Annotated in this window: 17 protein-coding genes, 1 pseudogene and 1 riboswitch; of the genes and pseudogenes, 7 read left to right on the plus strand and 11 right to left on the minus strand. The window is 57.5% G+C overall.

Annotated features, from left to right (window positions below):
• The first annotated feature begins 22 nt into the window (after nucleotides 1-22).
• Together C7H08_RS06975 and C7H08_RS06980 are read left to right on the plus strand one after the other, a co-directional pair.
• The gene (locus tag C7H08_RS06975; RefSeq protein ID WP_106671028.1) at nucleotides 23-868 is read left to right on the plus strand and encodes a type IV pili methyl-accepting chemotaxis transducer N-terminal domain-containing protein; all 846 of its coding nucleotides are present in this window, start codon (nucleotides 23-25) and stop codon (nucleotides 866-868) included.
• Nucleotides 869-1,110: 242 nt separating this feature from the next.
• On the plus strand, nucleotides 1,111-2,274 hold the full coding sequence (locus tag C7H08_RS06980) for a cytochrome P450 (RefSeq protein WP_106671029.1): 1,164 nt from the start codon (nucleotides 1,111-1,113) through the stop codon (nucleotides 2,272-2,274).
• Between the two features lie 33 nt (nucleotides 2,275-2,307).
• Here the strand turns inward: C7H08_RS06980 and C7H08_RS06985 are convergent, their stop codons facing one another.
• The 8 genes and pseudogenes from C7H08_RS06985 to C7H08_RS07020 all read right to left on the minus strand — a co-directional run bounded on the left by C7H08_RS06985 (nucleotide 2,308) and on the right by C7H08_RS07020 (nucleotide 8,241).
• Nucleotides 2,308-2,511 carry a YgaP family membrane protein gene (locus C7H08_RS06985; RefSeq protein WP_106671030.1) on the minus strand — a complete coding sequence of 68 codons (204 nt, stop codon included), beginning with the start codon at nucleotides 2,509-2,511 and terminating at the stop codon, nucleotides 2,308-2,310.
• 153 nt (nucleotides 2,512-2,664) lie between these two features.
• Nucleotides 2,665-2,961: a DUF488 domain-containing protein gene (locus C7H08_RS06990; protein ID WP_106671031.1), complete on the minus strand. Its 297-nt coding sequence runs from the start codon at nucleotides 2,959-2,961 to the stop codon at nucleotides 2,665-2,667.
• 36 nt (nucleotides 2,962-2,997) lie between these two features.
• Complete coding sequence (locus C7H08_RS06995; protein WP_106671032.1) at nucleotides 2,998-3,702, minus strand: anaerobic ribonucleoside-triphosphate reductase activating protein; 705 nt, start codon at nucleotides 3,700-3,702, stop codon at nucleotides 2,998-3,000.
• Between the two features lies 1 nt (nucleotide 3,703).
• Nucleotides 3,704-3,850, minus strand: coding sequence for an anaerobic ribonucleoside-triphosphate reductase (gene nrdD, locus C7H08_RS18480; RefSeq protein WP_048496192.1), 147 nt, complete (start codon nucleotides 3,848-3,850; stop codon nucleotides 3,704-3,706).
• Nucleotides 3,843-5,585: pseudogene (locus C7H08_RS07005) on the minus strand (ribonucleoside triphosphate reductase); the annotation flags it as partial. The gene nrdD and the pseudogene C7H08_RS07005, both read right to left, overlap by 8 nt.
• A 146-nt stretch (nucleotides 5,586-5,731) precedes the next feature.
• Nucleotides 5,732-5,934, minus strand: a riboswitch (cobalamin riboswitch).
• A 172-nt stretch (nucleotides 5,935-6,106) separates the two neighbouring features.
• Complete coding sequence (locus tag C7H08_RS07010) at nucleotides 6,107-7,000, minus strand: U32 family peptidase (RefSeq protein ID WP_106671033.1); 894 nt, start codon at nucleotides 6,998-7,000, stop codon at nucleotides 6,107-6,109.
• 12 nt (nucleotides 7,001-7,012) lie between these two features.
• Nucleotides 7,013-8,008 carry a ubiquinone anaerobic biosynthesis protein UbiU gene (ubiU, locus tag C7H08_RS07015; RefSeq protein WP_106671034.1) on the minus strand — a complete coding sequence of 332 codons (996 nt, stop codon included), beginning with the start codon at nucleotides 8,006-8,008 and terminating at the stop codon, nucleotides 7,013-7,015.
• Between the two features lie 86 nt (nucleotides 8,009-8,094).
• Nucleotides 8,095-8,241, minus strand: a complete 147-nt coding sequence (locus C7H08_RS07020) for a lmo0937 family membrane protein (RefSeq protein ID WP_106671035.1) — start codon at nucleotides 8,239-8,241, stop codon at nucleotides 8,095-8,097.
• A 325-nt stretch (nucleotides 8,242-8,566) separates the two neighbouring features.
• Here C7H08_RS07020 and C7H08_RS07025 point away from each other — a divergent pair, with 325 nt between their 5' ends.
• On the plus strand, nucleotides 8,567-10,588 hold the full coding sequence (locus C7H08_RS07025) for a methyl-accepting chemotaxis protein (protein ID WP_106671036.1): 2,022 nt from the start codon (nucleotides 8,567-8,569) through the stop codon (nucleotides 10,586-10,588).
• A gap of 70 nt (nucleotides 10,589-10,658) precedes the next feature.
• On the opposite strand, the gene hemN is transcribed toward C7H08_RS07025, so the two are convergent.
• Nucleotides 10,659-12,068 carry an oxygen-independent coproporphyrinogen III oxidase gene (hemN, locus tag C7H08_RS07030; protein ID WP_106671037.1) on the minus strand — a complete coding sequence of 470 codons (1,410 nt, stop codon included), beginning with the start codon at nucleotides 12,066-12,068 and terminating at the stop codon, nucleotides 10,659-10,661.
• 184 nt (nucleotides 12,069-12,252) lie between these two features.
• Between hemN and C7H08_RS07035 the strand changes: the two genes are divergently transcribed.
• Nucleotides 12,253-13,785: a cryptochrome/photolyase family protein gene (locus tag C7H08_RS07035; protein WP_106671038.1), complete on the plus strand. Its 1,533-nt coding sequence runs from the start codon at nucleotides 12,253-12,255 to the stop codon at nucleotides 13,783-13,785.
• 95 nt (nucleotides 13,786-13,880) lie between these two features.
• On the plus strand, nucleotides 13,881-15,161 hold the full coding sequence (locus tag C7H08_RS07040; RefSeq protein WP_106671039.1) for a substrate-binding periplasmic protein: 1,281 nt from the start codon (nucleotides 13,881-13,883) through the stop codon (nucleotides 15,159-15,161).
• A 16-nt stretch (nucleotides 15,162-15,177) separates the two neighbouring features.
• Here the strand turns inward: C7H08_RS07040 and C7H08_RS07045 are convergent, their stop codons facing one another.
• Nucleotides 15,178-15,855, minus strand: a complete 678-nt coding sequence (locus tag C7H08_RS07045) for an HAD family hydrolase (protein ID WP_227663135.1) — start codon at nucleotides 15,853-15,855, stop codon at nucleotides 15,178-15,180.
• Between the two features lie 107 nt (nucleotides 15,856-15,962).
• On the opposite strand from C7H08_RS07045, the gene C7H08_RS07050 reads away from it, so the two are divergent.
• On the plus strand, nucleotides 15,963-16,106 hold the full coding sequence (locus C7H08_RS07050) for a DUF2256 domain-containing protein (RefSeq protein WP_106671040.1): 144 nt from the start codon (nucleotides 15,963-15,965) through the stop codon (nucleotides 16,104-16,106).
• Nucleotides 16,103-17,620 (plus strand): FAD-binding domain-containing protein, encoded by a 1,518-nt coding sequence (locus C7H08_RS07055; RefSeq protein WP_106671041.1) that lies wholly within the window; start codon nucleotides 16,103-16,105, stop codon nucleotides 17,618-17,620. The genes C7H08_RS07050 and C7H08_RS07055 overlap by 4 nt, the downstream gene beginning before the upstream one ends.
• Before the next feature lie 71 nt (nucleotides 17,621-17,691).
• Here the strand turns inward: C7H08_RS07055 and C7H08_RS07060 are convergent, their stop codons facing one another.
• On the minus strand, nucleotides 17,692-18,546 hold the full coding sequence (locus tag C7H08_RS07060; RefSeq protein ID WP_106671042.1) for a YihY/virulence factor BrkB family protein: 855 nt from the start codon (nucleotides 18,544-18,546) through the stop codon (nucleotides 17,692-17,694).
• Between the last annotated feature and the right edge of the window lie 3 nt (nucleotides 18,547-18,549).

The raw sequence follows: 18,549 nt of genomic DNA on the forward strand, positions 1-18,549 counted from the left end.
GTTAGTAACAAAGGATTATACCATGCAGTTCCTTTGCAAAAGGCCCGAACGGAACAGTAATGTCTGGCGCCGCTATCAAAAACAGGCTATTTCCTTGGTGCTAATGCTGACACTCTCTGGAGCGCTTCTGGCTTTGCCCGAGGATAATGCCGCAGAAATTCTCACCATCGATTCGGCAATCAACAAGGCTGGCAAGCAGCGGATGCTGACACAGCGCATTACGAAATCCTATATGCTGATTGGCCAAAATGTTGCTAGCGACAAAGCTCAAAGACAACTAGATGCCAGTGTTGCGTTATTCGAAGAACAACTAGGTGAACTGGAACGCTATTCGCCCACGGCAGAAATCACCAAATCTCTCCAGAATATTCGCCAAGAATGGAACTCTTTTCGTGGGTGGGCGATAGCCAGACCAGAGCGTAGCCAAGCGCTTGCGATGATTGAGAAAAGCACTCGTCTCCTCAGTTTGTGTGAAGAAAGCGCCACGTTGTTCGAAGTTCATTCCGGCAACAAAAAGGGTGAGCTGATAAACCTGTCCGGACGCCAACGCATGTTATCGCAAAGAATTGGCATGTTGTACACCGCCCACAGCTGGCAAGTAAACGATAAGCCACTGAGAGTATCGTTTGAACAAGCGATCAGCGATTTCGATGAGGCATTGCAACATCTCACCGCTTCCCACATCAACACCGACGAAATCAATAATTCGCTGGACGACGTGGTTGCCCAATGGAGGTTCTCACACTCCGGATTCCAACTAAGCGAAGATGGGCGCTATGTTCCGTTCATCATTCAAGTAACGACTGAATCCATTCTGGAGAAAATGGAAGCAATTACCGACATGTACGAATCCGTAGCGGCTCAGTGAACCCGCACGCACGCCCAGCGTACAGTAGATCCCGGCTTCTACCTCCAGTCTGCCATGTACATTACGGCCCAAACGATACAACCGTTGATTTGACAAAGGCATTGAACAAACACAATAAGAACAATTGAAGACCTCACATCTTGATTTATGCCATTTGACCTGACACAAATTGACTTATCTTCAAGAAACCAGGCTGACCAACTGATAACCTTGGGGGTTCGTTTTTGTCCCGAGGATTAGCAATGGCCAACAATCCGCGCAAACCTGACTGGAACCCCCGCGCCGACGAGGTTCTGGGTGATCAGATACGGGCTTACGATAGCATGCGCGCTCAGTGCCCGGTCGCCTGGAGTGATTACCAGCACTGGTCTCTCTTCAGGCACGACGATGTCATGCGGGTTCTGGAAGATCACCAGACATTCAGCAGTGCGGCATCCAGCCATCTTTCGGTCCCCAATGGCATGGACCCACCTGAACACACCCCCTATCGACAGGTAATCGAGCCCTACTTCTCTCAACAGGCAATGAGCGAATTCGAGCCAGCCTGTCGGAGCATTGCCCGCAACCTTGTCAATAGCCTGCCCGACGGTCAGCCCTTCGATGTGGTCGAAAGGTTCAGCCGAGCCTTTGCCCTGCAGATACAGTGCGCGTTTATGGGGTGGCCCGACTCCCTGCACGAACCATTGAGAGAATGGGTACTGAAAAATCACCAGGCCACCCTCGCCCGTGACCGGCAGGCCATGGCTGAAGTTGCCCATGAGTTTGACGGCTATATTCACGATCTGCTGGAAACCCGACGCCAGGCCGGAGCCAACGCCCCGAGAGACGTCACCACCTCGCTGATGGAAGAGACCGTCAATGGCCGCGCCATGACCGATAAAGAGCTCACAAGCCTTCTGCGGAACTGGACAGTTGGTGAACTGGGCACCATCAGCGCCAGCGTATCCATTCTCCTGAGCTACCTGGCCGAACACCCCGACCTCAGGCAGAGCCTTGCCAACGATACCCGTGAGTTGTCAGACTCGATTGATGAAATACTGCGTTTGGACGCGCCACTGATGTCGAATCGCCGGGTAACAACCAGGGACGTAGAGATCGGCGGCCGAAAGATTCCGGCAGGCGAGACAATCACCATTCTGTGGGCCTCCGCCAACCGGGACGAGGAAGCCTTTGGCGACCCCGATGCATTTTGCCCACGCAAGAACCGTGACCATAATCTGCTTTACGGCGCCGGCGTTCACGTTTGCCCGGGGGCGCCTCTGGCCAGGATGGAGCTCCGGGTACTGATGGAGGAATTTCTTTCCGCTGTCGACACACTGGAACCTGCGCTCGGGGATCAGCCTGAACGGGCGGGATTCCCGACTGGCGGCTTCAGTTACCTGCCGATGATCATCAGCAAACGATAAGGGGCGCAGCCTGCACATTTCCCGAAAGGCCGGTCAGTTAACCGGTTTTTCCTCTTTCAGGCCGATCTTCTTGAGGATCACCATGGCCGGACACCATTTGGTGAACGCAGACTGAATGAGATTAAGGGCAATAAAGCCGGTAAACAGCAGCCAATAGGGGCTTACATAGTGGGCGAGCAGGATGGAGATCAGGGTGAACACGCCTGCCATCAGACGAAGACCTTCATTAATTGTCATAGCGCACCTCTTTGAGGAAATAAAGACATACCATTTACCGATTATCCCTCACTGGCAATGACACAAATCACTTTTCAGCAACATCAATCATGACACTGGCCGAAAGCCGGTGCGCAAACCGCACCAGCTCGGCAGCACCATTGGCGGACACATTCAACACCGGTCGTTCAGAACAAAATTCCGAAGTGCCACGGCATTGTTGTGCTCGGTATCCTTGGCGGCATCGTCGGACTGGAGCTCTTTCAGGTAGCGCTCGCAAAACTTCGACCATTTATCCGGGTCATGGTTGAACCATTTGCGCCATTCCGTAGACGGTGACAGCCCTTTCAACCAGTGGGCAATGTTGGCATCTTCCCTGGCCACCCCCCGGGGCCAGATGCGATCCACCAGTATGCGTGGACCGTCTGAGCGGGCGGCGGTGTCGTACGCTCTTTTCAGGCGAATCTCCATAGGCACGCTCTCTGATGTATGCGTGAACTTTCCAGCCTAGTCCCGGATATTCAGGGTTTCAAAGAATGGCGTGAGTGTATTCTGTACCCGCTGCTTGTCTTCCGCACTCAGGTACCCTGCCCCTATGAAGTCATTCAGCATTTGGTCAGTTCGTGCAATCTGCACGGCAAACCGACGGACGCCCTGATCCGCCAGCCGCACCCCCACAGTGATCACCTGTTCCGGTAACTGCAGAGCTCCATGCCAGGTCATCCGGCATTCGAAATCCACACCGGCCTTCTGCAAAGCCTCAATGGCGGCCCAGCTCTCCGGTCCGGCGTGGCGATTGGTGGTGATGATTTCATAATCGGAGGGCAAGGCCTTGATATCCAGCCCTACCCAGTCCAGCCAGGGCAGCAGCGGCTCCAGCAACTTCAGGTGCGGGGCACCGGTGTGCAGTCCGTTGCGGAAACCCAGTTCGCGGGTTTGCTGCAGGGCCGGTAGCAGGGCTTTCTGGATGGTCGGTTCGCCGCCACTGAACACCACCGCCTCCAGCAATCCCTGTCGGCTTTTCAGGTGCCGGCGGGCCTGCTGCCAGGTGATTGTTTCATCACCGGGCTGCAGTGGTATCAAATGCGGGTTGTGGCAGTAATGGCAACGCCAGGGGCAGCCCTGCAGGAACAGGGTTGCCGCCAGGTGTTGCGGATAATCGACGGTGGAGAAGGCAGCCATGCCTCCGATCACCAGGCTATCCGCAGTCATTTCAACGCTCCCGGAAGTGGGTGCGTTCGCGGTGCTCAGACTGCTTGCCTTTGTTGAAGGCCGAGACCGGGCGGTGGTAGCCCATTACCCGGGTCCACACCTCGCAGCGCTGGCGTTGGCTGTCATCGGGAAGTTTCTGGTTATCCATGCTGAACTCCTTCTTCACTTGTTGGGAAAGTGCCGGGCGTTGCCGACTGTGACTGCCCGGCCAGCAACAGTTCGTCGCATTTCGGGCAGAATTCGTGTTCACCGTTCAGGTAACCGTGCACCGGGCAGATCGAGAAAGTGGGCGTGACTGTGATGTACGGCAGCCGGTAATTCTCCAGCACCGTTTTCACAAAGCGGCCGCAGGTAGCGGCATCGCTGATGCGTTCGCGCATGTACAGGTGCAGAACGGTGCCGCCGGTGTAGCGGGTTTGCAGTTCGTCCTGAAGGGTCAGGGCTTCAAACGGATCATCGGTGTAACCCACCGGGAGCTGACTGGAGTTGGTGTAATAGGGGGCGTCCGGAGTGCCTGCCTGCAGGATGTCAGCAAACCGCTTTTGGTCTTCCTTGGCGAACCGGTAGGTAGTGCCTTCGGCCGGGGTGGCTTCCAGGTTATATAGATGGCCGGTTTCTTCCTGGTATTGCTTCATCCGCTCCCGCACATGGTCCAGCAGCTCCAGCGCAAAGGCCCGGCCCTGTTCGCTGCTGATATCCTCCTGATCGCCTGTAAAGTTGCGGATCATTTCGTTCAGGCCATTCACACCGATGGTAGAGAAGTGGTTTCTGAGGGTGCCCAGATAGCGTTTGGTGTAAGGAAACAAGCCTTCCACCATCAGCCGGCCAATCTTCTGGCGTTTGGTTTCCAGGCTGTCCCGGGCCAGATCCATCAGTTCATTCAGGCGGGCATACAGCGCCGGCTCGTCGCCTTTATACAGGTAGCCCAGCCGGGCACAGTTAACGGTAACCACTCCCAGTGAACCGGTCTGTTCCGCAGAGCCGAACAGGCCATTGCCGCGCTTGAGCAGTTCCCGAAGGTCCAGCTGCAGACGGCAGCACATGGAGCGCACCATGTTGGGTTCCAGGTCGGAATTGAGGAAGTTCTGAAAGTACGGCAGACCGTAACGGGCCGTCATCTCAAACAATCGCAGGGCGTTGTCGGATTCCCAGTTGAAATCCCGGGTGATGTTGTAGGTGGGGATCGGGAAGGTGAACACCCGGCCCTTGCTGTCGCCTGCGGTCATCACCTCAATGTAGGCCTGGTTGATCATGTCCATCTCGACCTGCAAATCACCATAGCTGAACGGCATTTCCTCACCGGCAATAATCGGTATCTGTTCCCGCAGGTCGTCCGGGCACACCCAGTCGAAGGTGATATTGGTAAAAGGCGTCTGAGTGCCCCAGCGGGATGGCACGTTCAGGTTGTAGACAAATTCCTGGATGCACTGGCGCACGGTGGAGTAGTCCAAAAGGTCCTTGCGGATAAACGGCGCCAGGTAAGTGTCGAAGGAGCTGAAGGCCTGGGCCCCAGCCCATTCGTTCTGCAGAGTGCCGAGAAAGTTGACCATTTGGCCGATGGCGCTTGAGAGGTGCTTTGGCGGGCCCGCTTCCACCTTGCCTGGCACACCGTTCAGGCCCTCGTGCAGCAGCGTGCGCAAGGACCAGCCGGCACAGTAGCCGCTGAGCATATCCAGATCATGAATGTGCAGGTCAGCATCACGATGGGCCTGGCCGATTTCCGGGGTATACACCTCGTTCAGCCAGTAGTTGGCAATCACCTTGCCAGCGGTGTTCAGAATCAGGCCGCCGAGGGAGTAGCCTTGGTTGGCGTTGGCGTTTACCCGCCAGTCGCTGCGGTGCAGGTATTCACTAACGGTGGCCGAGATGTCCAGCAAGGACGGATCGGCAGTTTCTGAGGTGGTCTTGGCGAGCATGTTGTTCCTCCTGGAATCGCGTCAGGTCTGTAGAACCTTCGCGAACACAGGAGATCACGCATGGGCAACCAGGGCCGAGGCTTGACCAACTGTTCACCCTGAGTCGCGAAGGTGCAGTGCATGTTGCCCTGGCAGGTCTTCGGACTCAGGAGCGTGAATCGTGAGATTCGGCCTTGCGTGGCGACTTCCCGGCGTGCCGCCAGTGTCAATGTGCCACGCTCGTTCCCCAATACCGCTGCGCGTCAGTTCCGGAGTTTCACCGGATTCCCACCACAAACACAACATATTGTGGTTTTCCAGGACACAGAAACTATATAGCGGTCTAAATTAGAACTCAACGATAACATTTATTTATTTTAGTTCTTTATGAACGAAACACGGATATGCAGGTAGAAGCAGCCTGCACCTACCAACGCTGAACTGACCGAGGCTTGAGTGGTGAAATGAAGCACGATGCGGAACCAGCCTTGAAATGGTTTTACGAACCTCTATTTGCCCACCAGCTCCATCCCCGGTTTGCCGTACCAGTAGCCGTTGCACGGTGGTGCCTCCACCAGCTGCAGCGGATTGGTAGCCGGTGATTCCCCACGACGCACCTGATCGAAGCGCTGTATTACTTCATCCATACCCTGATGTTCCGGGCTCAACCGGATGGTCGACACCCCCATGCGCGCCATATCCGGCAGCTCCCGCATCAGGTCATAGCGGGCGCCAGACAGGGTCGAAACGCCGTTGAGACGGAACAGCTCCTGATTTTCGCGGGAACGCAGCTCCATGCCATCCGGATGCTCGAGGCAGCGGAACTCGCAGTTGTCTTTGGGCAGATTGTAATGGCGGGCGGTGAAGCAGCGCGATGACCAGGCCAGGGGCAGAAAGCCCCAGGAGAACACCTCGGCGGGCAGATCCAGGCCTTCGCGTTCCAGTTCGCTGATCAACTGCCCCAAGGTTTCCTTGCCTAGCTCTACCGGCAGGTTCCAGCCCTGCAGCCCCTGTTTGGCCAGGATCTTCAGAGTGGCGGTGTTGTAGATGTTCATGGACGGGCCGGTGATAAACGGAAGGTTGTTGCGGATCGCCACCTGCAGGGCGCTCTGGTCGTTGGCTTCGACCAGAAACTCGTCCTGCTCGCAGAACCGGCGCAATCGCCGCAAGTCGGCTTCCGATTCAACCAGGGTCAGGGTGGAGAGCACCACATTCTTGCCACAGGCCTTCAGATCCCGGGCCAGTTCCAGCCAGTCATCCGGTTTCAGTTCGCGGCGGCGGGAGCAAACCACCTCGCCCAGGTAGATGGTATCCACCGGCCACTCGGCGGCCTTGGCGTAGAAATCGAAAACGCTTTGTTTGGACCAGAACCACAGGATCGGCCCGAGGGATAGCTTCATCATGATCGCAGAACCTTATTTCCACTTGCGATGGTACGCGCCCAGGGTGGTCAGGCCACCTTCGGAAAGACCGGCCAGAGTGTTGCGCCATTCGGCGTCGATCGTGAACCTGTCCGGGTGAGCGCTCAATTCATCCAGCGCCTGGCGCCAGGTGCGGGCGACATCGGCAATGTAGGCCGGGCTGCGCTGACGGCCTTCAATCTTCACCGCACTGATGCCCAGCTGCTGCAATTCCGGCAGCAAATCCATGGTATTCAGGCTGACCGGCTCCTCAATGGCGTGGTAGACGCTGCCCTCAACCTCAAAGCGACCTTTGCACAAAGTGGGGTAACCGGCAGATTCGCCAGGGCCATAGCGGTCGATCAGGACATCGTTCAGGCGCGATTCCAGCCCCTGCGGCGTCTCCTGCCAGCGCACGGCTTTGGCCGGCGAGCAGGCGCCCCGGGTATTGGGGGATTCGTCGGTTAAATAGGAAGACAGATAGCACCGGCCTTCGGCCATGATGCACAGGCTGCCGAAAGCAAACACCTCCAGCTCGACCGGGCTGTGTTTGGCCACGTTCCTGACCTGATCCAGCGAAAGCACCCGGGGCAGCACGGCACGGCGGATATCGAAGTTGTCCTTGTAGAACGACAAGGCCTCATGACTGGTGGCAGAGCCCTGCACAGACAGATGCCTTGGGATATGAGGGTATTTGTTGGCGGCGTAATCCAGCAGGCCCATGTCGGCCAGGATGATGGCGTCCACACCCAATCCTGCGGCACGGTCCACCGCACCTTTCCACTGCTCCCAGCCGTCTGGCTGCGGGTAGGTGTTGATGGCGCAAAATACCCGACTGCCTTTGGCGTGGGCGTAGTCAATGCCCTCCCCTGCGCGCTTTTCATTGAAGTTCAAGCCGGCAAACTGGCGGGCGTTGGTGCTGTCGCGGAAACCGAAATAGACCGCGTCTGCGCCGTTATCCACGGCGGTTTTCAGTGCGGGCAGGCTACCGGCAGGGCAGACAAGTTCCATGGCATTCTCCACTGCAAGAGTGGCGTTACCATACCGCCACTCCCACAGGACATGCCTTGACCTTTATCAGCTTGAGAATCAGAAGGTTACAAACTTCGCCCCCGGATTACCCGCACCAGAATGACGACAATCGCGACCACTAGCAGAATATGAATAAACCCGCCCATGGAATAGGACGTTACCAAACCTAAAATCCAAAGCACCACGAGAATGACGGCAATTGTTTCCAGCATAACGATTTGCTCCTGTCAGGCCCATCATCAAACCACGAGCGTGTAGGGCGACGCCCTCTCATGATTATGGTTTCATGATCAAACTAGCGCCAGCCCCTGGCCCGGTCTGTTCGCTGGCACACCAAGGGCTTGAGCTACCTCTGAGGTGGTACTCTCCGCACCATTACCTATACCCTTTAGTTTGTTGATATAAATCATTAACTTAACAACACTTTACAACAGCTTACAGAGCTGAGACTACCTCCACAGCTACCCCAACCTGCGAATTCTCACGCCGGTGACACTGGCCCACAATAGCCACACATTTCAGTGAAAAGGATCTCCCATGTTATTCCTCAACAACCTGTCCATGAGAGGCAAGCTCATCACTCTGGTGCTACCGGCATTGCTGGTGATCCTTTTCTTTGCCGCGTTCAGTATTTCGCGCAATGCTGACGATCTGAGCAGCATGCGCCAACTGCAGGCCATGGTGAGCCTGGCAGAGCTGGGCGACCCGCTTGTGGAATCCCTACAAAAGGAACGCGGCCGTTCAGCCGTGGTGCTGTCCAGTGCAGCGGGCTCCAACGGTGAGCAACAACCCCGTCGCGACCTTAACGAACAGCGCCAGGACACCGACCGCAGCCTGCGCAACTACCGCACGGGCCTTGAGGCACTATCATCCGACGCTGAATTTGACGATGAGATTCAAGCCAGTATCTCACGCCTCGAGCAACAGCTGGCCGGGTTAAACGACCTGCGCGAGACTATCGATATGCGCAGTATTAACGGGGCGGAATCGGCCACCCGCTATACCGCCATGATCATGGAAATGGTAGACCGCGTCCCCTTGTTGGTGCGGCGATCAACTGATGCGAACCTCACCCGGCAGATCAACAGTTACTCTGCCCTGGCGGAAGCCGCCGAGATGGCAGGCCGAGAGCGCGCCAACGGTGCCGCATTAATTCGGTCCGGCGATTTTGATCTGGCCACCCTGGGCCGCGTTACCGGCATGAGCGGACAACAGGATGCCTACCTTAACGCTGCCACCAGTCTGTTGCCGGCAGGCTCAGCCATCCGGGCAGACATTGCCCAACTGGCGCAGCTCCCGGTCAGCCGGGAGTTTCAGGCGCAGCGTGCAACCCTGCTCAGCAGCCCTTCCGGGATGTACGCCCTTGAGCCTGGTGAATGGTTCCGTAGCGCCACTCAGCGTATCGAGGCCATCAACAGCACCCGCTCGCAGATGCTGGCCCAGGTAGAAGAGGCCGCTGCCGAAGCGGTCGCCACTGCCAGAACCGCCCTGATTGGCGCGTTTGCGATTGCCGGTGGCGCCATTGTTCTGGTTATCATCCTGATGATGGTAATCATCCATGCCATCCACACTCAGGTGTCAGCCCTGCTGTCTGGCGTTCGCTACGCCATGGACAACAAGGATCTGACCCAACACATTCCGGTTTCCAGCAAGGACGAAACCGGCACCATTGCCAAAGCCATTAACGAACTGTTCGGCCGGTTCAGCGAAGCCCTGTTGCAGATCGACAAAGCCAGCGTGCAACTGGCCACCGCCACCGAGGAAACCAGCTCAACCGCCGGCCAGAACTCGGGCCAGATCAAAAACCAGCAACAGCAGATTGAGCAGGTGGCGGCTGCCACCGAAGAGATGTCGGCGACGTCTGAGGAAATTTCGCGCAATACCCAGCAGGTGGCCGATGCCTCCAGCCGGGCCATGGAGAGAAGCCAGACCGGGGAACAGGTGCTGCACGCCAGCGTGTCCCAGATCCGCACCCTGGCAAAATCGGTTCAGGAAGTGAACCAGGTGATCGAAGAGATGGAAGAACGCAGCGGCTCCATCAGCGGAGTGATGGAGGTGATCCGGAAAGTGGCCGACCAGACCAATCTGCTGGCCCTGAACGCGGCCATTGAGGCAGCACGGGCCGGCGAGCATGGCCGGGGTTTCGCAGTGGTGGCGGATGAGGTTCGTACCCTGGCGCGCCAGACTCACGAATCCACCACTCAGATTGAGGACATCATCAACGGCTTCAGGAACATCACCGATAGCGCCAGCCGTTCCATTATTGCCAGCCATAAACTGGCGGATCAGACCAGCGAACAAGCCTCCGAAATGGAGAAAACTTTCGCTGAGATCCTGATGGACGTCAACGGCATTTCCGACATGGCGACCCAGATTGCCACCGCGTCAGAGGAACAGGTCGCGGTTACCCGGGAACTGGCGGGTAATATGGAGTCCGTTAGTAACGCCGCCATCCTGACCCTGACTGGTTCACAGGAGATTACCCAGGTCACCCAGGAGCAGGCACGACTGGCTCGCCAGCTACAAGACCTGGCCAATGAATTCAAAGTTGCCGGTTAATCGCTCCGCCATAAACCAACAAGGGCTGCCAGATGGCAGCCCTTGTTGGTTCAAATCCCCGAAACGGGGATCAGATAATCCGCGAGAAGCGCTGACTGGCACCCTCTTTACGGTACATATCAAAAATCTGGCAAATGGCCCGAATCAACAGGCGGCCCGCCGGCTGAACTTGCAGGACAGAGCCGGAGTCGGCAATCAACTCATCCTGAATCATCGGGGTCAGGCGATTCAGTTCATCAGTGAAGTAGCGATTGAAGTCCTCGCCCCACTGATCGGTAAACTGCGTGCGATCCAGGCGGAATTGGCAGATCAACTGGCCAATCACCCAGCGACGGATCCGGTCATCCCGGCTCAGACCAACGCCCCGGATGATCGCCAGCTGGCCGGCGTCAATGGCGGCTTCCCAGGACGGCAGATCGTGGTTGTTCTGGAAATAGGCATCGTCGGTCTGACCGATGGCTGACACCCCCAGTGACACCAGATCACAATCCGAATGGGTGGTGTAGCCCTGGAAGTTCCGGTGCAGCCGGCCTTCGCGCTGGGCCACCGCCAGACTGTCGTCCGGCTTGGCAAAGTGGTCCATGCCAATGTATTCGTAGCCGGCGTCCAGCAACCGGTTGATGGTGTTGTGCAGAATGGTCAGTTTCTGCTGCGGGCTCGGCAGGGTGTCCTGCTGAATCCGGGTTTGCGGGTAGAACCGATCCGGCAGGTGGGCATAACTGAACACCGAGAGCCGGTCTGGCGACAGCTCGATCACCGAATCCAGGGTCTCGGCAAAGCTTTCCGGCGTCTGGTGCGGCAAGCCGTAGATCAGGTCCAGGTTGATGGAGCGGAAACCCAGCTGGCGCGCTTCATTCAGCACCGCCTCGGTCATTTCGCGGGGCTGGATGCGGTTTACCGCTTTCTGCACCACCGGGTTCACATCCTGCACGCCCAGGCTGATGCGGTTAAAGCCCAGTTCCCAAAGCGTCGTCAGGGTGTCCTGGTCCACTTCCCGTGGGTCGATCTCGACGCTGTAATCACGGTCGTCGCCGGACTGCAGATTGAATAATTCACCATAACCAGCCATCAAGTGCTGCATCACATCCTTTGGCAGGAAAGTCGGTGTACCACCGCCCCAGTGCAGCTGTTGCACCGGCCGGTCCGCACCAAACAGCCTGGACTGGATAGCCGCCTCTTTCAGCACCCGCTCGACATAGGGCATGGCCTTGTCGCGCTTTTTGGTGATCACCTTGTTGCAGGCACAGTAGTAACAGAGGTGCGCGCAGAACGGCAGGTGGGTGTACAGTGAGATGGGGCCTCCGGCAGCCTTGCTGCGGCCAGCAGCTTTGACCATGTCATCAATGCCGTAGGTTTGGGTAAACTCCACCGCTGTCGGGTACGAGGTGTAACGGGGGCCGCTCAGATCATAGCGGCGGATCAGCGCCTCATCCCAGATAAAGGCGGGCAGGTTGCTTTCTGCTGCGGTCTTGGAAGCCATAGTAAGAACTCTAAGGTCGGAAATGATCGGCAAGCCGGAATGCGCTCATTATGCCCTATGAGCCCCGGGCACCACTTGATGCGTATCATCTGGAGTGTATCAGCCTGAGCACTGAACCACCCTTGCGCCGATGGCGTATTGTGCCTACCCCTTAAGGATAAACCCCGTGACCGGAGCTGACTGCATGGCCAACCTGATTCTAATTCTCGGCGACCAGCTGAGCCACCAGCTGTCTGCCCTGGAACAAGCGGACAAAGACAACGACCTGGTGGTCATGGCTGAAGTTTACGACGAGGCCAGCTACACCAATCACCACAAGAAAAAGCTGACGTTCATTTTCAGCGCCATGCGCCATTTTGCCCAAGAACTGGAGCAAGACGGATGGCGGGTGCATTACCAGGGCTATCATCCGGACAACCCCGAGCAGTCCCTGGAGGGCGTGGTGGCCCGGCTCGCGGGTGAGCATCAACCGGAGAAGCTGATCACCACCGAATGCGGTGAGTGGCGGCTGCACTCCCAGATCAGCCAGTGGCATGAACGGCTGGGCATACCGGTTGAAATCCGCCCGGACACCCGATTTGTCTGCCGAAAAGAAGAGTTTGCCCAGTGGGCCACAGGGCGCAAACAGCTGCGCATGGAATTCTTCTACCGCGAGATGCGCAAGAAAACCGGACTGTTGATGACTCCGGACGGAAAACCGGAAGGCGACCAGTGGAATTTTGATGCCAGCAACCGCAAAAAGTGGACCGGCAAACCGCCCGCGCCCGCGCCTTTCCGGGAGGAACCGGACGCCATTACCCGTGACGTTCTGCAACTGGTGAATGACTATTTCACCGACCACTTTGGCACCACCGAGGACTTTCATTTTGCGGTCACCCGCGAGCAGGCAGAGCAGGCGCTGGAACACTTCATCGATTTTGCCCTGCCCTGCTTCGGCGACTATCAGGACGCCATGTCTGACAAAGAAGACTGGTTGTTCCATTCCATTCTGTCGCCTTACCTGAACACCGGGCTGCTGGACCCAGTGACCACCTGCGAAGCGGCCGTGCAAGCCTGGTACTCCGGCCGGGCACCGCTGAATGCGGTAGAAGGCTTTGTGCGCCAGATCATCGGCTGGCGCGAATTCGTGCGCGGTATTTACTGGCTGCACATGCCCGACTATGCCCGCGAAAACCGGCTCGGCAATACCCGCGCCCTGCCCTGGTTTTACTGGACCGGCGACACCAAAATGCGCTGCGTGCACAAAGCAGTCGATGCCACCACCCGCAACGCCCATGCCCACCACATCCAGCGTTTGATGGTGACCGGTAACTTTGCCCTGCTGGCAGGCATCAAACCTGAGGAGATTTGCGACTGGTACCTGGCTGTTTATATTGATGCCTTCGATTGGGTCGAGCTGCCCAACACCCTGGGCATGGTAATGCATGCCGATGGCGGCTACCTGGGTTCCAAGCCTTATGCCGCCAGTGGCAAGTACATCCATCGTATGTCGGATCATTGCCAGAACTGTCATTATCGGGTGCAGGATGCCACTGGTGAACGCGCCTGCCCATTCAACGCCTTATACTGGCATTTCATCGACCGCCATCGGGATAATTTTGCCAACAATCCGCGGATGACCATGATGTACAGGAATTGGGACAAGCAGCCGGACGAACGGCGGCAAGCCATTCTCAGTCGCGGTGAATGGCTGCTGAAGAACATTGAACAGCTTTAACAGGCCAAAAAAGCAGGCTTACGGAAAAGCAGCCATATGACTGCTATGCTTCTGGCATTGATTCATTGTCAGCAACTTGGATGCTGGAGCAAGACATGTCTGTCAGGGCGCTTACCGTTGTCGTACTGCTTGCAGTGGTCTGTCGGGCTGCCGCAGCCGATGAGATCGTTGTCAGTTTATACACCTTTAATTCTCCACCCTATCAGCACGCCAACCCCTCGCCTGATGGCCCCCAGGTCATCGGTGAGACCGTAGACACCGTGCGCTGTGCCATGGACCGAGCCGGCGCCAGCATCCACATTCGCCTGATGCCCCAGATTCGCGCCCGCTATACCCTGCAGCGCAATCTGGTCGATGGTTATTTTGCCGTCGACCCGTCCCCCGAAATGGACGAAGCCGCCGTGATCAGCCACCCGGTGGCCCTCGAAAAATGGTACTGGTTTTACCAGGGTCCGCGCCCCGAACCCGCCACCGCAAAAATCGGCGTTATCGGTGGCAGCAATGAGGAAGCCTGGCTCATACAGAACGGTTTTCAACCGTCCATTTCCGTGCGCTTTGCCGAACAGTTGCCGGCCCTTCTCAGGCGCAACAGGATCGACCTCGCCTTGATGGACCAGCGAGTCATGGCGGCCCTCCAGCAGGATTGGCCATCTTTGGGGCGGTCACTTGAAAGCACGTTCCTGCGCTATGCCCCCCTGCATTTGTATCTGAATAACCACTTTGCCACTAAACGCCCCGACTTTCTGTCCCGGTTCAACCGGCAACTGCCAGATTGCATGGGCGCGCACATGCAACTGACGCAAGAGGAACAACAACACCTTGCCATTGTCGCCAATCGCCTGATCCTGGACCTTATGAGCGAAGTGGACCTGGCCCAGGCGATCCATCAGAGACCAGGGTTTGACACCTTCACTGACATACTTACCGAGGACACCATCTGGCAGGCGCTGGCACCCCAGCAACCGACACCCCTGGCCAGCGAGATTCTGGCTCTGCCGGCGTCAGAAAACCTGAGGCGCTGGAAGGCGGATCATGCCGGAATGGTCACCGAGATTCTGCTGACCGATCACAAGGGCGCCCTGGTGGCTATGAGCCAGTTGTCTTCGGATTATTGGCAGGGCGACGAGCCCAAGTTTCAGGAAGTTGCCGCAGAAACCGCGTGGGGATTCGAGCGCAAAGCCGATCTCTGGATCTCCCCGATTCGGTACGACGCCTCCACCACACAGTTCCAGATCACGGTCAGCGTGCCGATACCCTTGCACGAACCGAACAACGGCGTTGAGGGCGTACTGGTACTGGGCCTTGCCATCGAAGAGGCATTACACAACTTCGATCAGTCCGCCCGAGAAAGAACGACGGAAACCGCGCCGTTTTAGGCCTCTGAGTAATCACTCAAGGTGGCCCCACCTCGCACGCCAGCACCAACGCCCAGAATTCTGAAAAGTCATTCACCACCACGTCCGGTTTGTCCGGATGTTTGTGAGTGCCGGGGAAAATCCGGTTCAGCCAGGGCAGATCCCACTGCGCACCGTTAAAAAACACCGAGGTCATCCCGGCTCGTTTGGCGGCGATCACATCGGTGGTTGAATCCCCCACATACCACACACTGGGGCCCGGCGGATAATCCAGTTTCTGCACCGCCGCCAGTTCGTGCTCGAAGAACTCCCGATCCCGGCTGGTGATCACACCCACCTGAATGCCAAGCCGGTGCAGGCCTTGCAGTACCTCCCGGACTCTCGGCTCAAAGGCTTTTACGGTGCCGTAGTGAGTCCGATAATGGTGATTGAACGCCTTGTGAGCAATCTGCTTGGCGTCTTGATCGTCACCAAACAGCACTTCAAAGATGTCGGTGCGGGAGATTTTTCGGTCAGCTTTAACCTTCGGATGCAATTTCGCGAACTCCCGAACGTAGGCCACCAACCGGGCGTCTTCCGGGGTTTTGCTGTCTTCCGGCGCTACCATGCACTCCATCAGGCCCAGGGATTGGAAGTCCGGCAGCATGTCATCCACCGCGTGGTACATGGCGTCCAGCGTGTCCACCAAGGTGCCGTGCCAGTCAAAGATCAGCACCGATGGGGGCGTAACCCTTCATTGAATCTGGCCATAAGAAAACCTTCCACACATCAGTCACGTATATCTTCCAAAGTTGCTTCTGAAGTAAAACGTAAAAACCGCCAATGCACAAAAAACCTCACCTGCCTGAAAAAATCTGCCCGGTTTGTCAGCGCCCGTTTACCTGGCGCAAGAAATGGGCAAAAGACTGGGACAACGTCCGCTACTGCAGCGAGCGCTGCCGGCGCTCCCGGAGTGGGCAATCATGACTACGGTAGTCTGGTTCAAGCGGGATCTTCGTACCCGCGATCATGCCCCACTGGTGGCCGCCGCCGCCCTGGGAGAGCCGGTGATTCCGTTATACGTGATTGAGGACGACTACTGGCAGCAGCCCGACACCAGCGCTCGCCAGTGGCACTTTATCCGGGACTCCCTGGACGACCTCGACCAGCAACTACGCAAAACCGGCAGCCAACTGGTGGTGATGCGTGGGTCGGTTGATGACGCGCTCAAGCAGCTCAAGGCAAGCCACTCGGTTGAGCGCGTGTTCTGCCACCAGGAAACCGGTGGGCAATGGACCTTCGAACGCGACCAGCGCGTTATCGGCTGGTGTTCTGAACATCAGGTGGAGTTCCGGGAGTGGAACCAGTTTGGCGTGGTGCGCCGGCTGAAAGACCGGGATGTTTGGGACAAAGCCTGGAGCCAGCTGATGCGCCAACCGGTGCTGAGTGCCCCGACGGTGATTCCGGGCATCGTCACAGGCCAGCTTCCACAACAGGACACCTCCGCACCAGACTTCGCCCTGCCCGACCACTGTCCGGACCGGCAGGCGGGCGGCAGCCTGCGGGGCGAAAAACTGCTCGCATCTTTCCTGGAACGGCGCTGTGTCGGCTATCAGTACAACATCTCCAGCCCGCTTACGGCTGTCCGGGCCTGCTCGCGCCTGAGTCCGCACCTGGCCTACGGTTCCGTCAGTCTGCGCGAGGTGTATCAGGGCGCCAAAGCGGCCGGCGAGCACCGCAACAGTCTGCCGCGCAAAAAGAAAAGTCTGACCAGCTTCCGCTCTCGCCTGCACTGGCATTGTCACTTTATCCAGAAACTGGAAGACGAGCCGGAGCTGGAATTTCGCGCCATGCACCGGGAACTGGAAGGCCTGAAAACCGGACCGAATCACTCGGAGCGTCTACAGCGCTGGCGGCAAGGCCAGACTGGCTGGCCGTTGGTGGATGCCTGCATGCGCAGCCTTCAACACACCGGCTGGCTCAATTTCCGGATGCGGGCGATGCTAATGGCGGTGGCCAGTTATCAGTTATGGCTGCACTGGCGTGACCCGGCCCTGCACCTGGCGCGATGGTTTACCGATTTCGAGCCGGGCATTCATTACTCCCAGACCCAGATGCAATCGGGCCTGACCGGCATTAATGCCTTGCGGATCTACAACCCGGTGCTGCAAAGCCAGAAACTGGACCCGGACGGTGAATTCATCCGCCGCTGGATTCCGGAACTGGCCGGGGTACCCACCGAAATGATCCACACCCCATGGCTGATGACGCCCGCCCAGAAGACGCGGTTCGGTGGCAACACCTACATTGCTCCGGTCTGCGACCATGAGCAGGCAGCCCGCGCGGCTCGCAAGGCGGTCGGAGACTTTCGCAAGCAGCATGTCAGCCAACAAGAAACCAGCCGCGTACTAAAGCAGCATGGCAGCCGTAAAGGACCCGTGCAGAAGCGGCCAGCGGGTGCGAAGAATGCAAGGGATGATCAGTTATCGCTATTTGACTGACTGCGTTAGCAGTACCGGAGTGGCCGCCAGCCCGACCCCAGCTTCACGCTGAGCATTGACCTTGGCTGCCGTCAGTCCAGCCTGACATACCACGGCAAACCTGCTCGTTCACTGAGCTCCAGGTCTGCAATAACCTGGGCTCCCAACAGCAGAATGATGGAGCCGACCTCCAGACTGATCAGCAGGACAATAATGGTTGCCAGTGATCCGTAGACCACATTGACGAATGAGATATTGAGGAAGTAGTACATCATGACCAGCCGGGTCGCTTCCCACAGAATGGCCGCGACCAGCCCGCCAACCACGGCCCTACGTGGCGATATACGTACAGTGGGAAGCACCTTGTAGATGGCGCTGAACATAATAAAGACGCTGACAAAGCTGAGAAGGTAAAGCAGAATGCCCGGCGCCTGGTAAAGCGTATCGATGAAAGCAAACAGCAAGGTTAACGTAAGCAGGCCAATACCCAGCACCAGCATAAAGGCATAGGGCAGCGCGGCTGAGAGCCAGAAACTGCGCCGGGGATTATCCGGGCGGTGGAAGATAATGGCAATCGAGTCTTCCAGCATCCGGAAAGCGAACGAACTGAAGAACAGCAGCACCGGAAGACCCGCAATTCCGATGATATCCCGCGATTCCATGAACGCCCGCACCGCCTCCAACCACACGTCCGCGTGGGCGGGCGCAAAGTGCTGAGCCTGGATCGACATAACCTCCAGCAGCTGTTCCTCTTCCACCACGCGCGTCAGCAGAACCCCCAGCATGGCTAGCAGGGGCACCGCTGATAACAGAACGTTGTAACCAACCCCCCCTGCCAGCAGAATCCCCCGGTTGCGAAAAAAGTGGCGCAATACCTGGCGTGAGAACAGCCAAAGCCGATGCATAAATACAGCAGGGGAACCGTCATTTACCGTTCTGTCAGTCATGGG

It is taken from the genome of Marinobacter halophilus (assembly GCF_003007685.1).
Lineage (GTDB): Bacteria > Pseudomonadota > Gammaproteobacteria > Pseudomonadales > Oleiphilaceae > Marinobacter > Marinobacter halophilus.